The organism is Parapedomonas caeni, from assembly GCF_041060555.1.
Classification (GTDB): domain Bacteria; phylum Pseudomonadota; class Alphaproteobacteria; order Sphingomonadales; family Sphingomonadaceae; genus CAUJIW01.
Map to the genome: position 1 here is coordinate 13158 of NZ_JBEUDS010000005.1, position 14145 is coordinate 27302.

The window sequence follows — 14145 nt, forward strand, 5'->3', positions numbered from 1 at the left end:
TGTATCTGACCTTTTCGGCAGTCTCCCGCCAAAGAGGGAGAGAATCATGTCCGAACTGCCGCTCAGTGGCGTGAAGATCATCAGTTTCGAGCAATATGGTGCCGCGCCCTACGCCACCATGTTCCTGGCCGACCTCGGCGCCGAGGTCATCAAGGTCGAGGGCGCCGACGGCGATTTCGCCCGCAAGACCGGGCCGCTGACGCTGGGCGACGGTGACAGCCTCTATTACCAGTGCTTCAATCTCAACAAGCGCAGCCTGGTGCTCGATCTCAAGCAGGCCGACGACCGGGCGCTGCTGCACCGGCTGGTGACGGAGTCGCACGCCGTCATCAACAATCTGCGCGGCAGCCTGCCGGCGAAGCTCGGCCTCGACTATGCCGCGCTGTCGGCGGTCAATCCACGCATCGTCTGCGGTCATATTTCCGCCTACGGCCGCACCGGCTCGCGCGCCGACTGGCCCGGCTATGATTTCCTGATGCAGGCCGAGGCCGGTTTCATGGCGCTGACGGGCGACCCCGGCAGCCCGCCGACCCGCGTGGGACTGTCGATGGTCGATTACATGACCGGCATGATGATGGCGTTTGGCGTGGTGAGCGCCATTCGCGGCGCCGAGCACAGCGGCAAGGGCATGGATGTCGACGTGTCGCTGTTCGATGCGGCGTTGCACCAGCTGGCCTACCAGGGCACCTGGTTCCTCAACGAAGGCATCGTCACGCCGCAGACGCCGCGTTCGGCGCATCCCTCCACCGTGCCGGTGCAGCTCTACAAGACCGCCGACGGCTGGCTGTACATCTGCTGCATGAACCAGAAATTCTGGGAAATCCTGGTTGAGCTGATCGGCCGCCCCGAGCTGGGCCGGGATCCGCGTTTCGCCGATATCGCGGCGCGGCGGGACAACCGCGACGTGCTGACGGAAGTGCTGGACGCGGTGTTCATGACCCGCACCCGCGCGGAATGGATGCAGGTGTTGCAGGGGCAGATTCCGGCGGCGCCGGTGGAATCGCTCGATGGCGCGCTCAACAACCCGTTTGTCGCTGAATCCGGCATGGTGCAGCCGGTGGATCATCCGGTCGGGCGGACGCTGCGGATGTTCGCCAATCCGTTGAAACTCGACGGCGCGCGGCTGCGCCAGCGGGCGGCCCCGGCGCTGGACGCCGATGGACCGGCGCTGCGCCAGGCGTTCGCCGCCGACACCGATGTGGCTTGAGGAGAAGTTTGCGTGAAGCTTGACGGTATCAAGGTCATCGATCTCAGCATGTTCCTGCCGGGGCCGGTGATGACCCAGATCATGGCCGACCACGGCGCCGACGTCATCCGGGTCGAGCCGCCGGGCGGCGAACCGAGCCGCGCCTTCGGCCCCTATGACGCCAATGGCCTGTCGATCTGGTTCAAGAACGTGCATCGCGGCAAGCGCAGCATCGTGCTCGATCTCAAGCAGCCCGACGATGTCGATGTGCTGCGCCGGCTGGCCGACGAGGCGGACGTGTTCGTCGAGGGCTTCCGCCCCGGCGTTGCCGCCAAGCTTGGCATCGATGCCGCCACGCTGTGCGCGCGCAATCCGCGCCTGATCTATTGCTCGCTGTCGGCGTTCGGCCAGTCTGGCCCGCTGTCACCCAAGGCCAGCCACGACATGGGCGCGCAGGCCTACACCGGCTTCCTCGCCATCAACGACAATGGCGATGGCCGGCCGGTGGTGCCGGGCCTGCCGTCGGCCGACATGGGCAGTGCGCTGAACGGTCTGGTCGGCATTCTGATGGCGCTCTATCGCCGGTCCACCACCGGGCGTGGCGATATCGTCGATGCCTCGATGTACGACGCGCTGATGGCGTGGACGGCGCATCTGTCCGGTCCGGTACTGGCCGGCGGTCTGCCGCCGACCACCGCCACCCATCGCTCGATCGGCGGCTCGGCTTTCTACAATCTGTATGAAACCCGCGACGGGCGGTTCATCGCGCTGACCGGGCGGGAGATGAAGTTCGCCCGCTCGCTGCTGACCGCGCTGGGTCGGCAGGAACTGATCGAAATGGCCGAGGCCGAGCCGGGGCCGGTGCAGCAGCGGTTGATCGGCGAGATGCGCGCGATTTTCAAGTCGCGCGACTTTGACGACTGGTGCCGGTTCCTGCCGACACTGGAGGTCAGCTGGGCGCCGGTGCTCGACATGGCGGAAGCCTTCGACCACCCCCATGCGGCGGCGCGTGAAATGCTGGTGCCGGATGGCCTGGGCGGACGGGTGGTCGGCACGCCGGTCAAGTTCGCCGACGAGCCGGGCACGGTCCGGCTTGACGCGCCGACGCTCGATGAACAGGGCGTGGCGATCCGCGCCCGCGGCTGGGCACACGACTGACGGGCGGAACACTGTCCGGGGCCATGGGCGCCGGACCAGCGGCCGGCTTGCGACGCCCACGCCATGCGACGTGGGCGTCGAGCTTGCCTGGCGGCTGTCAGCCGGCGGTTTCCTTCAGTTCCAGCCGCATGTTGTAGACGAAATCGCGCGACCGGAAGGTGTTGACCGAGATCAGGTAGATGCTGTTGTTGCTGTCGAAGTAGCGACGGATGATCTGCAGCGCGCACACCCCCACCGGCTCGCCCAGCTTGTTGGCTTCCGTCGGGGTCAGCTGCTTGGCCCGGATATCCTGTGACAGGCCGACCGGCTTGATGCCGTAATTGCGATCGAGCCATTCATAGACCGGGTCGTCGGAGAAATCGACGTCGGCCGGAATGGTGGCGCGCGTGGCGTCAATATAGACCCGCACGATGCACAGCGGCATGTTCTGGTCGTCATGACGCACGCCCTGCAGGCAGTGCCATTCCCGCATCTCGTCGCAGCCCAGCAGGCGGGCAAGCTGACCATCGGCGCGCACGCCTTCGCGGCCGTCCCACAGCATGTGGGTGGCATGGGCATAATTCAGCAGGTCGGTGCGTGATCCCACCGCGTGGCGGAATGTCTCGATCGGCGTGTGGCGCAGGACGGTCGTCCCGGCGCCGCGCCGGCGGCTGAGAAAGCCCTCTTCCTCAAGCTGCTGCAGCGCGCCGCGCACGGCATAGCGACTGGCGCCCAGTTCGGCGCAGAGCTGGATTTCGGTGGGGAAGGCGGCGCCAACCGCGAACTCGCCCGAATCGATGCGGTCGCGCAATTGAACATAGACCCCTTCATGGCTGGGGCGGCGGCCGCCATTGGCCTTGGTCACACGACTCTCCTCTACCGGCGGTGACGGGGCACCGCGTACAGCCTCTGTATTTCGCGCGAAAAGCGACGAAATTCAATCAATCAAACTAATCCGGACAAAAGTTCGAACTTTTCCCATTGACCAATGCGCCGGCCTTTGTCAGCTTGATTGCACGGGACGTGAGACCGCCAAGCCCTGGGGAGGGCGTGAGAGCAACAAGGTCCGTCCAGCGAGTTGAAAGGGAGTATCATGGGGCTTCGGGTTGGCGTGGATGTCGGCGGGACATTCACCGATATTTTCCTGCTCGACGAGAGCGCGAACAAGACGTTCACCGCCAAGGTGCCGTCGACACCGGCTGATCCTTCCGAGGCGGTGATCGCCGGCATCGAGAAGGCCTGCCGCGAGAACGGTCTCGACATGGCCGACATCACTCACGTGATGCACGGGACCACGGTTGCCACCAACGCGGTGCTGACCGGCAATGGCGCCGCTGTCGGCCTGATCGTCACCGAGGGCTACCGGCAGGTGCTGCATCTGGCGCGCGGGTTCGTGCCGGGCGCGCTGTCGGGCTGGATCAATTTCGTCAAGGGCAAGCCGATGGCTGCCCTCAAGTATACCATCGAGGCCTCCGAGCGCATCAGCGCAGCCGGCGACGTGGTGCGCCCGCTGGACGAGGCCAAGCTGCGTGCCGACCTGCAGCGCTTCAAGGGTAGCGGCATCGGCTCGATCACCATCTCGCTGATGAACAGCTACGTCAACGCCGAGCACGAGAAGCGCGTCGAGGCGATCGTCCGCGAGGAACTGCCGGATGTGTCGATTTCGGTGTCGTCGGACACGCTGCCGGAAATGCAGGAATATGAGCGCGCCATCACCACGGTCGCCAATGCCTTCGTGAAGCCGGTGGTCTCGCGCTATGTCTCCAACCTGAAGAACAATCTGGAAGCGCGCACCGGCGAGGTGAAGCTGTCCATCCTGCGTTCGGACGGTGGTCTGGCGACGGCCGCGTCGGCGGCCGACTTCCCGGTCAACCTGCTGATGTCCGGCCCCGCCGGTGGCGTCGCCGGCGCCATCTGGGTCGCCAAGCAGGCGGGGTTCCCCAACATCATCACCTTCGACATGGGCGGCACGTCGACCGACGTCTGCCTGGTGGAGGGCGGCGAGGCGCAGGTGCGCCGCGAGACCGTGGTCCATGACGTGGTGGTGCGCGCCTCGTCGGTTGACGTGCGTACCGTGGGCGCCGGTGGCGGCTCCATCGCCACGGTGCCGGAGCTCACCAAGGCGCTGCGCGTCGGCCCGCAGTCGGCGGGCGCGGTGCCCGGTCCGGCCGCCTACAACAAGGGTGGCACCGAACCGACGGTGACCGACGCCAACGTCGTGCTGGGCTATCTGCCGGCCGACGCCCGGCTGGGTGGCGACATGACCATCCGTCGGGATCTGGCGCTGGCGGCGGTGCAGAAGACCGCCGACGCCCTGGGCCTGAGTGTCGAGGCTGCGGCCGAGGGCATCATCCGCATCGTCAACGAGAACATGTTCGGGGCGCTGCGTCTGGTGTCGGTCGAGCAGGGATATGATCCGCGCAATTTCTCGCTGATGGCCTTCGGTGGCGCCGGTCCGCTGCACGCCAACGCGCTGGGTCGCCTGTTGCAGGCCTGGCCGGTGATCGTACCGCGCGGCCCCGGCGTGCTGTGCGCGGCCGGTGACGCCACCACCCGCCTGCGCGACGAGGCGTCCCGCACGATGATCCGCACCCTCGACGGTATCGATCTGGGCGAGCTCAAATCGATCCTCGATGAGCTGGAACAGCGGGTGCGCGCGACGCTCGACGTCGAGGGCATTCCGGCCGACCAGCAGGAAATCATCTATCAGGTGGACCTGCGTTATGCCGGCCAGTCGGCCGACATCACGGTGGCGGTGCCGCCGGCCGAGTTCGCCGAACATGGCCTCGCCAAGGCCTCCGAGCGGTTCGACCAGCTGCACGAGCAGATGTTCAACTTCAGCCTCGACAAGGCCAAGGAACTGGTGAACCTGCGCGTCATCGCGCAGGGGCCGGGCGCCAATGTCGGCCAGATCGAGCTGGCGCAAGGCGATGGCGACGTGTCCCGCGCGGCGGTGCACACCACCCGCGTCTTCGATCAGGGCGCCTGGCACGAGGCGATCATCTACGACCGGCGCAAGCTGCTCGCAGGCGACCGCATCAACGGCCCCGCCATCGTCACCGAGCTGGATTCCACCACGCTCATCCTGCCCGGCAGCCATGCCACGGTCGATACCGTCGGCAACCTGCTTATCCGCGACGACCGCTGAGTTCTGGAGGCACAAGATGGCTCGGATCATCGAAACCAATACCACGCCCTGGCCGACGGTCGATGTGGACCCGGTCACCCTCGACGTCATCGAGAACGCGCTGCAGAACGCCCGCGTGCAGATGGACGCGATCCTGTTCCGTACCGCGATCTCGCCGATCATCCGCGAGCAGCGCGACGGCTTTCCGGTGCTCACCAACCGTGACGGCATGATGCTGGCCGGCCAGTTCGGATCGCCGGTCGATGGCTTCGTCGACAATTACGACGGCGAAGTCTCCGAAGGCGACGTGCTGCTCACCAACGACCCCTATGCCTGCCAGGGCGCGATCAGCCACCTCAACGACTGGCTGTTCTGCATGCCGGTCTATTATCAGGGCCGCCTGCTTGGCTGGACCGCGATGTTCGGCCACATGTCGGATATCTCCGGCATGACCGCGGCCTCGATGCCGGTGACCTCGTCAGACCTGCTGCAGGAAGGCATCGTCATTCCGCCGGTGAAGATCGTCTCCAAGGGCGTACTGCAGAAGGATCTGCTGCGCATGGCGATGCGCAACTCGCGCACGCCGGACTGGAACGAGGCGGACTTCTTCGCCATCCTGTCGGCCTGCCGCACCGGTGCCGCGCGTCTGATCGAGATGGCCGACCGCTTCGGCCCCGACGTGCTGGTGTCGGCCCAGGATCAGCTGCTCAAGCGCAACCGCGAGGCCATGCGCTCGCTGATCGTCTCGACCATGCCGGAAAAGAAGGTGGTGTTCGAGGACTGGATCTGCGACGACGCCATGGGCTTTGGCCCCTACAAGCTCGGCTGCGAGATGTGGCGCGAGGGCGACAAGCTGATCTTCGACTTCACCCGGACCGATCCGCAATCGGCCGGCTGCGTCAACTTCCTGCTCAACGAGCGGATGTTCAAGATGTTCTGCGGCCAGTTCATGGTCAACGTCTATGACCCGCAGATCGTGCTCAACGACGGCTATATCGATCTCATCGACGTGCGCATTCCCAAGGGCACGCTGCTCAACCCGATCGCGCCGGCGGCTCTCAATGGCCGCACCCACGCGTTGGGCCGCATCTTCGACATCATCAGCGGCCTGTTCGGCTCGGCGAACTCCGACTTCCTGGTGGCGGCAGGCTTTTCCGACAGCCCGCACTTCATGTATTCGGGCTTCGACAAGCGCGACGACTGGTTCTTGCTGTTCCAGATCGGCTTCGGCGGCATCCCCGGCAAGCCGGGTGGCGACGGGCCGGACGGTCACTCGCTGTGGCCGAAGTTCCGCAACGTGCCGAACGAATATATCGAGGCCTACTTCCCGATCCGCATCGATCGCTTCGAATCCCTGCCGGATACCGGCGGCCCGGGCAAGCATCGCGGCGGCAACGGCGTGCGCACGGAATATGTCTTCGAGGTCGAGGGCGAGATTTCCATCCACGACGACCGCTGGCTGACCTATCCGTGGGGCGTCAAGGGCGGCGAGCCCGGCACGCGTAGCCGCAAGCTGCTGGTGCGGGCGACGGGCGAGCAGGAAATCCTGCCGTCGAAGATCGATCACATCTTCGTCAAGCCCGGCGACCGGCTGATCTTCGACACCTGGGGCGGCGGTGGCTGGGGTGACCCGCTGGAGCGCGACCTCGACGCCATTGCCTACGACGTCGAGGCGGGCCTGGTGACGGTTGAAGGCGCGCGCCGTTACGGTGCCGTGGTGTCGGCGGACGGCGTGGTGGATGTCGCCGCCACCGAGGTGCTGCGTGCCCAGATGCGTGCCGCGCGTCCGGCGCCGACGGCGTTCAACTTCGGCCCGCCGGTCGAGGAACTGCGTGCCAGCTGCGTGGCGGAAACCGGCCTTCAGCCGCCGGTCGACCCCAAGCCGTCGCCGATCGCCATCGCCTGGTTCCGCAAGCAGGGCAAGGCGGCGCCGCTGCCGCAGCGTCACGCGGCGGAGTAGGCGCGTGGGCGATACGCCTTCCCCGGACCGCGCCGCGCCGGCCGGCGGCTTTGCCGCCGCCGGCTACGGCCAAGGGCGCATCGGCTTCGGCCGGCGCCCGGCCGTGCTGGTGGTGGATTTCCAGCGCTCGTTCACCGACAAGGCCTACCCCATGGGCCGCTCAGGGCATGTCGACCAGGCGGTGGAGAACACCGCGCGGTTGCTGGCCGTGGCCCGCGCCCAGGGTCTGCCTGTCGCCACCTGCAGCGTCGGCTGGGGCAGCCGGCGGGACATGGGCTACTGGAAGGTCAGCTCGGTCTATCAGGACATGTTCTACGGGGATGCCGGCATGGAGCTCGATCCGCGCGTCGCCGATCCGTCGGACTTCCATTTCATCAAGGGCGCGCCGTCGATCTTCTTCGGCACGCCATTGCAGACGTTTCTGGTGCGCCAGTGCGTCGATACGGTGATCGTCACCGGCTGCACCACCAGCGGCTGCGTGCGGGCCTCCATCGTTGATGCCTTTTCCTACGGCTACCGGGTCATCGTGCCGGAACCGTGCTGTGGTGACCAGGAACTCGGCGCGCATCAGGCCAATCTCGCCGACGTCGGGCGGCGCTATGCCGACGTGGTGGGGCTGGACGAGGTGCTCGCCGCGATCAAGGGGGAACAACAGACCAATGCCTGAACTCAAACGCCCTGATGGCGCCGTCATTCATTACGAAGTGCTGGGCGAGGGCGACCCCGTTCTCTGCCTGGGCGGCTGGGGCACGTTCTGCCACGGCCACACGGCGGGCCTGCCGTTCGGCCTGCTGGAGCGCTATCAGGTCATTTTGATGGATTATCGCGGCATCGGTAATTCCACCGACAATTACGACACGCCGGCGACCATGGAGATGTACGCCGACGACGCCATCGCCGTGCTCGACGCCGTTGGCGCGCGCAACGTCCACCTGCTCGGCATGGTCGGCATCGGCGCCTGCGTCTGCCAGCAGATCGCGGTACGCCGGCCGGATATTGGCCGCTCGCTGGTCAACACCGGCGCCTGGGTGAAGATGGACCCGCTGCTGGAGGACCAGCTCAACCTGTTCCTCGATGTCCATCGCGATGCCGGCTGGGCGACCTTCCAGCGGCTGGTGTGCGCCATGTCGTTCAGCGCCGACTACTACAACGCCAACGCCGCCCGGCTGATCGGGCCGCAGGGGCCGTGGCGGGAACTGATGGGCAAGATCGACACTCACGCCCGCTTCATCGCCGCCAGCGTCATTTATGATGGGGTCGAGCAGTTGAAGACGGTGACGCTGCCGGCGCTGGTGATGCACGCGCCGCTCGACATCGTGACCGGTCCGCGCACCACCAGGCCGATCGAGGACGCGCTGCCCAACGCCACCAGCTTCACCATCGAGGGCGCGGCCCACGTGCTGGCCGGCAAGGAACAGCGCAGCCTGTTCTCGCAGCATCTGTTCGCCTTCTACGACCGGGTGTAAGCCATGCACCGCCTCGCCGCCTCCTGCCTGCTGTTCGTGCCGGGAAACCGGCCGGAACGCTTTGGCAAGGCGCTGGCCTCGGGCGCTGAACTGGTGTGCATCGATCTGGAAGACGCCGTGCCGGCCACCGCCAAGGCCGAGGCGCGCGCCGCCGTGGTGGCGGCGCTGCCGTCGCTGCCGCGCGAGCGCATCGCGGTGCGCATCAACGGCCTGAAAACCGAGGCGGGGCTGCGCGACCTGCTGGCCCTCAAGGATGCCGGCGTCATGCCGGACGCCCTGCTGGTGCCGATGGTGGAAAGCGCCGGCGAACTGGCGCCGTTGCAGGCGGTGGGCGTGCCGGCGTTCATTCCGTTGATCGAAACGGCGGCGGGGCTGGCCGCCGCCACTGAAATTGCTGTTTCCCCCGGGGTCGTCGCCGTCATGTTTGGCGGCGGCGACCTGTCCGGGGAGCTGGGGGTCGAGCTGGCGTGGGAGCCGCTGGCGGTGGCACGCGGCCAGTTGATCCTGGCGTGCGCGCGAGCGCGCGTACCGGCCATCGACGTGCCGTTCGTGCACATGGCGGACGCCGATGGCCTGGCGCTGGAGACACGTCGGGCCCAGGCGCTGGGCTTCGCCGCCAAGGCGGCCATTCACCCGGACCAGGTGGCGATCATTCAGAACATCATGCAGCCGCAGCCGGCGGATATCGCCGAGGCGCGGGCGGCATTGGCGGCGTTCGCCGCCGGCGGCGGACAGGCCGTTCGATACAAGGGCCGGATGCTGGAAGCGCCGCTGGTGCGGCGACTGGAGCGTCTGGTGGCGTTTGAGGAGAAGGATCATGCGTAAGGGGGTCATCGAAGTCGCGCCGGGGCGTTTCCGCGAGACGTTCGGCCGCTACTACGAGGAATTCGAGGTCGGGCATATCTACGAGCATCGCCCGGGCCGGACCATCACCGACGCGGACAACGTGTGGTTCACGCTGCTGACGATGAACACGCATCCCCTGCACTTCGACTATGAATATGCCAAGAAGACCGAGTTCGGCAAACCGCTGGTCGCCTCGCCGTTCACGGTCGCGGTGCTGGTGGGCATGAGCGTCAGCGACGTCAGCCAGAAGGCGGTGGCCAACCTCGGCTGGAGCGACATCAAGCTCACCCATCCGCTGTTCTGCGGCGACACGCTGTACGGCGAGAGCGAGGTGCTGGCCAAGCGCGAGTCCGCCAAGCGGCCGCAGCAGGGCGTCGTCACGGTCAGGACCACCGGCCGCAACCAGCATGGCGACGTGGTGTGCACCTTCGAACGATCGATGCTGGTGTGGAAGCAGGGCTTCGGCCCGGCCGACGATTGAGCGGGAGTTTGCGTTGATGAGCGGAACCAACCAGAGCGCGCCGTTGCGCACCATTGACCCGCAGGACGAGGCGATCCTGCTCAACACCATCGATCGCTGGATCGAGAAGGACGTGCGTCCGGTGGTGATGGAGCACGACCATGCCGACAAGTGGCCCGCCGAACTGGTCGCCCAGATGCAGGAGATGGGGCTGTTCGGCGCGACTATCTCGCAGGAATATGGCGGCCTTGGCCTGCCGGCGACCACCTATGTCAAGATCGTCTCGCGCATCGCCTCGTACTGGATGGCGCTGACCGGCATTTTCAATTCCCACCTGATGCTGGCGGCGGCGGTCGAGCGTTTCGGCACGCCGGAACAGAAGGCGCTGTGGCTGCCGAAGTTCGCCACCGGTGAAATCCGCGGCGGCCTGGCCCTCACCGAGCCCAATGCCGGCACCGACCTGCAGGCGATCCGCACGACCGCGGTGCGCGATGGCGACGATTATGTCATCAACGGCACCAAGACCTGGATCTCCAACGGTATTCACGGCAACTGCTTCGCCCTGCTGGTGAAGACGGACCCGAAGGCCGAGCCGCGTTACAAGGGCATGAGCCTGTTCATCGCGCCCAAGCACGACGGTTTCACGGTCGGCAAGAAGATCAAGAAGCTGGGCTATAACGCCATCGACAGCGCCGAACTGGTGTTCGAGAATTACCGGCTGCCGGCGGCCAACCTGATCGGCGGTGTCGAGGGCCTGGGCTTCCAGCAGGCCACCGGCGGGCTGGAGCTGGGGCGCATCAATGTCGCCTCGCGCGGCGTCGGCCTGGCGGAAGGCGCGCTGCGACTGGCGACGGAATACGCCACCATGCGCGAGACCATGGGCAAGCCGATTTGCGAGCATCAGGCGATTCAGCTGAAAATCGGTGAAATGGTGACGCGTGCACGCGCTGCCCGCCTGTTGACCATGGACGCGGCGGAGGCTTACGACCGTGGCCAGCGGTGTGACATGGAAGCCGGGATGGCGAAATATTTCGCGTCCGAAGCGGCGGTCCGTAATTCCGAGGAAGCCATGCGCATTTTTGGCGGCTACGGCTACTCCAAGGAATATGAGATTGAACGCTACTACCGGGATTCCCTGCTGATGTGCATTGGTGAAGGCACCAATGAAATGCAGCGGATCATCATTTCGAAGCAGTGGGTCAAGCGGCACGCCGCCTGATTCCATAACAAGAAAAGTCTCTGGGGAGCACTGGAGGCATCAACAACGGAAAGGGACATGGGGGAAATCATGACCAAACCAGAACTCAAGCTTGCAACCGCCCTGGTGACCACGGTCGCCCTGGGCTTCACCACGCCGCTGGCCGCTCAGGAAGCAGCCCCGGCGGCTGAAACCGCCGATATCGGCGAAATCGTCGTGACCGCCCGCCGGTTCGATGAAAAGCTGCAGGACGTGCCGGCGGTGGTGTCGGTGCTGACGGCGGAAGCCATCGAGAATACCGGCGCCCGCGTGGCGGCTGACTTCGTGCAGCTGACGCCGGGCGTGACCATCGTCACCGGCAACGTCGAGGCTTCCGATACCCAGATCAACATCCGCGGCCTCAACGGCGCGCGTGACGCGGAAAGCAACGTCGCGCTGGTTGTCGATAGCATCCTGAAGTCCAACACCTCGGCGCTGAACCAGGATCAGGGTTCGGTGCAGCAGATCGAAGTGCTGAAAGGCCCGCAGGGCGCGATCTACGGCCGCAACGCGGCCGCCGGTGCCATCGTTATCTCGACCAAGAAGCCGGGCGACGAGCTGGAAGGCAGCGCGCGCGTCAGCTATGGCAACAACGAGACCATCGAGGCGGCGGCCCTGCTGTCGGGTCCGATCAACGACAAGGTCGGCTTCGTCGTCAACGGCGACTATTCGCGCTCGGACGGCTTCTTCCGCAACAGCTTCCTGCCGACGCCGCTTGCCCAGACCATGTATCCCGGCAACAGCACCAAGGCGAAGTCGGTTGACAATTACGAGCGCTGGAACGTCAACGGCCGGCTGCTGATCACGCCGAGCGACGACACCGAGATCGATCTCAAGGCCCGTTACGGCAAGGTGCGCAGCGGCGCCATCAGCTACAACGCGGCGTTCCAGATCCCGGCGCTGGAAGGCGCCGACAAGGTGTTCAACATCGACATCAACGACCACAAGTTCATCTTCACGCCCAACGTCGACCCGCTGAACACCCAGGAGACCATCGAGGCCTCCGCGCGTCTGACGCAGTCGTTCGGCTCGTTCGACCTGATCGGCTATGTCGCCTATTCGAACATCAAGAACGACTTCTACGCCGACGGCACCAGCGGCGCGTTCGGCTTCTTCGCCGGCGAGCCCAACTGCATCGCCTCCGGCGCGGCAGCCGTGCCGGTGGTCAACCAGGCGCCGTTTGACGAGGCCTATCTCGGCGGCCTCTTCGTCAGTTCGCAGGCCTATTCGCCGACCACCTGCGACGGCACCCAGTATCAGCGCCGCAATCAGGAAGACTTCAGCGCCGAAATCCGGCTGGTCGGCGAGATTGACTCGCTGCGCTGGCAGGTTGGCGCCTATTTCCTGACGCTGGATCGTCGCACCTGCATCAACCTCGGCCTCGACACCGGCCAGGGCGTGGTGCGCGAGTGCTATACCACCGATCCGACCAACCCGACCGAGGCGCTGTCCGACGACACCTACAAGACCAAGGTCTATGCGGGTTTCGGCTCGCTCGACTATGACGTCACCGACGACTTCAAGGTCGGCCTGGCGCTGCGTTATGACATCGAGGACCGTTCCACCAGCAACAACGTGCCGACGGGCCGCATGACCCGCTGGGTCGGCAACCCGCTCACCGGCAACCCCAACGGTACCGCGACCACGCCGGCCAACTACTATCTGAACCCCGGCCTCGACCCCGCCTATAATCCCAGCGGCGTGCTGGCCGACCGCGACCAGACCTACAAGCAGCTGCAGCCGAAGGTCACGCTGAGCTACAAGGTCAACCCGGAGACCTCGCTGTTCGCCAACTGGGGCGTCGGCTTCAAGTCGGGTGGTTTCAACGCCGCCGGCTCACAGTCGGTGGTCGACAACTTCTTCAACGCGCAGTTCAACTCCGGTCTGTCGATCTTCGACGACTACAAGAAGGAACGTTCGAGCGCCTTTGAAGCGGGCATCAAGGGCCGTGGCTTCGACGGCCGCCTGAGCTACGAGCTGGCGGGCTACTACACCACCGTCAAGGACATGCAGTTCTTCGAGTTCTTCGTCGGTCCGTTCGGCCTGCTGCGCGTGGTCTCCAACATCGACAAGGTGGAGCTCTACGGTCTGGAAGGCTCCGCCAGCATGCGGGTGATCGACGGCTGGTCGGTGTTCGGGTCGTTCAACGTCACCGACAGCAAGATCAAGAAGAACAGCGCGCGGCCCTACACCGTGGGCAACAAGTCGCCGTACACCGCCGATTACACGCTGAACATCGGCAGCCAGATGGAAGCGCCGATCAACGACGCGCTGTCGGTGCTGATGCGGGCCGACTACCGCATCACCGGCAAGACCTGGTTCCACACGGTGCAGGACAACACCATCCCGACCATCTTCGGGCTGGATGCCAACCTGAAGAACGCCCAGCGTGATGCCTACGGCGTGCTCAACACCCGACTCAGCCTGAAGGCCGAGAACTGGACCGTCAGCGCCTTCGCGGACAACCTGCTGAACAAGAAGTACGTGGCGGAAGTCATCCCGGCGCCGGAGTTCGGCGGTGTGTTCCTGACGCCTGGCGGTCGTCGCAGCTATGGTCTGGAACTGTCCTACAAGTTCTGACCGTCTGCCGGCTAGGTGTTGCGAGCCGGCGTGTAAGACCTCCTGTGAGGTTGTTAGTGCGTACCCCGGGCCGGCCCTGGCCGGCCCGGGTTTTTGCGATGGCCGGGTCTGAAGGTCCGCCTCGCCAGGATTGAATGAGGAGTGAG

At 65.7% G+C, this 14145-nt stretch carries 11 protein-coding genes; 10 read left to right on the forward strand and 1 reads right to left on the reverse strand.

What is annotated here, in order from left to right:
• Positions 1-46 precede the first annotated feature (46 nt).
• Together ABU113_RS05125 and ABU113_RS05130 are read left to right on the forward strand one after the other, a co-directional pair.
• Complete coding sequence (locus tag ABU113_RS05125) at positions 47-1207, forward strand: CaiB/BaiF CoA transferase family protein (protein ID WP_454558417.1); 1161 nt, start codon at positions 47-49, stop codon at positions 1205-1207.
• A gap of 12 nt (positions 1208-1219) precedes the next feature.
• Positions 1220-2344: a CaiB/BaiF CoA transferase family protein gene (locus ABU113_RS05130; RefSeq protein ID WP_454558418.1), complete on the forward strand. Its 1125-nt coding sequence runs from the start codon at positions 1220-1222 to the stop codon at positions 2342-2344.
• A gap of 97 nt (positions 2345-2441) precedes the next feature.
• Here the strand turns inward: ABU113_RS05130 and ABU113_RS05135 are convergent, their stop codons facing one another.
• On the reverse strand, positions 2442-3188 hold the full coding sequence (locus ABU113_RS05135; protein ID WP_454558419.1) for a GntR family transcriptional regulator: 747 nt from the start codon (positions 3186-3188) through the stop codon (positions 2442-2444).
• A gap of 228 nt (positions 3189-3416) precedes the next feature.
• Here ABU113_RS05135 and ABU113_RS05140 point away from each other — a divergent pair, with 228 nt between their 5' ends.
• From ABU113_RS05140 to ABU113_RS05175, 8 genes are all read left to right on the forward strand, one after another.
• A complete protein-coding gene (locus ABU113_RS05140) occupies positions 3417-5471 on the forward strand; it encodes a hydantoinase/oxoprolinase family protein (protein ID WP_454558420.1) in 2055 nt (684 codons plus the stop codon).
• Positions 5472-5487: 16 nt separating this feature from the next.
• Positions 5488-7410: a hydantoinase B/oxoprolinase family protein gene (locus tag ABU113_RS05145; RefSeq protein ID WP_454558421.1), complete on the forward strand. Its 1923-nt coding sequence runs from the start codon at positions 5488-5490 to the stop codon at positions 7408-7410.
• 4 nt (positions 7411-7414) lie between these two features.
• Positions 7415-8077: an isochorismatase family protein gene (locus ABU113_RS05150; RefSeq protein WP_454558422.1), complete on the forward strand. Its 663-nt coding sequence runs from the start codon at positions 7415-7417 to the stop codon at positions 8075-8077.
• Entirely contained in the window at positions 8070-8876 is an 807-nt protein-coding gene (locus ABU113_RS05155; RefSeq protein WP_454558423.1) for an alpha/beta fold hydrolase, read from the forward strand. The genes ABU113_RS05150 and ABU113_RS05155 overlap by 8 nt, the downstream gene beginning before the upstream one ends.
• Before the next feature lie 3 nt (positions 8877-8879).
• A complete protein-coding gene (locus ABU113_RS05160; RefSeq protein ID WP_454558424.1) occupies positions 8880-9701 on the forward strand; it encodes an HpcH/HpaI aldolase/citrate lyase family protein in 822 nt (273 codons plus the stop codon).
• Positions 9694-10203, forward strand: coding sequence for a MaoC family dehydratase (locus ABU113_RS05165; protein WP_454558425.1), 510 nt, complete (start codon positions 9694-9696; stop codon positions 10201-10203). Before ABU113_RS05160 ends, ABU113_RS05165 begins: the two co-directional genes overlap by 8 nt.
• Before the next feature lie 16 nt (positions 10204-10219).
• Positions 10220-11401, forward strand: a complete 1182-nt coding sequence (locus ABU113_RS05170; RefSeq protein ID WP_454558426.1) for an acyl-CoA dehydrogenase family protein — start codon at positions 10220-10222, stop codon at positions 11399-11401.
• A gap of 69 nt (positions 11402-11470) precedes the next feature.
• A complete protein-coding gene (locus tag ABU113_RS05175; RefSeq protein ID WP_454558427.1) occupies positions 11471-13999 on the forward strand; it encodes a TonB-dependent receptor in 2529 nt (842 codons plus the stop codon).
• Positions 14000-14145: the final 146 nt, after the last annotated feature.

What these genes read in the sequence shown, in the direction of transcription:
- ABU113_RS05155 (WP_454558423.1), top strand. Translation starts at nt 8,070, where the DNA reads ATGCCTGAACTCAAACGCCCTGATGGCGCCGTCATTCATTACGAAGTG.
- ABU113_RS05125 (WP_454558417.1), top strand. Translation starts at nt 47, where the DNA reads ATGTCCGAACTGCCGCTCAGTGGCGTGAAGATCATCAGTTTCGAGCAA.
- ABU113_RS05140 (WP_454558420.1), top strand. Translation starts at nt 3,417, where the DNA reads ATGGGGCTTCGGGTTGGCGTGGATGTCGGCGGGACATTCACCGATATT.
- ABU113_RS05175 (WP_454558427.1), top strand. Translation starts at nt 11,471, where the DNA reads ATGACCAAACCAGAACTCAAGCTTGCAACCGCCCTGGTGACCACGGTC.
- ABU113_RS05145 (WP_454558421.1), top strand. Translation starts at nt 5,488, where the DNA reads ATGGCTCGGATCATCGAAACCAATACCACGCCCTGGCCGACGGTCGAT.
- ABU113_RS05160 (WP_454558424.1), top strand. Translation starts at nt 8,880, where the DNA reads ATGCACCGCCTCGCCGCCTCCTGCCTGCTGTTCGTGCCGGGAAACCGG.
- ABU113_RS05170 (WP_454558426.1), top strand. Translation starts at nt 10,220, where the DNA reads ATGAGCGGAACCAACCAGAGCGCGCCGTTGCGCACCATTGACCCGCAG.
- ABU113_RS05165 (WP_454558425.1), top strand. Translation starts at nt 9,694, where the DNA reads ATGCGTAAGGGGGTCATCGAAGTCGCGCCGGGGCGTTTCCGCGAGACG.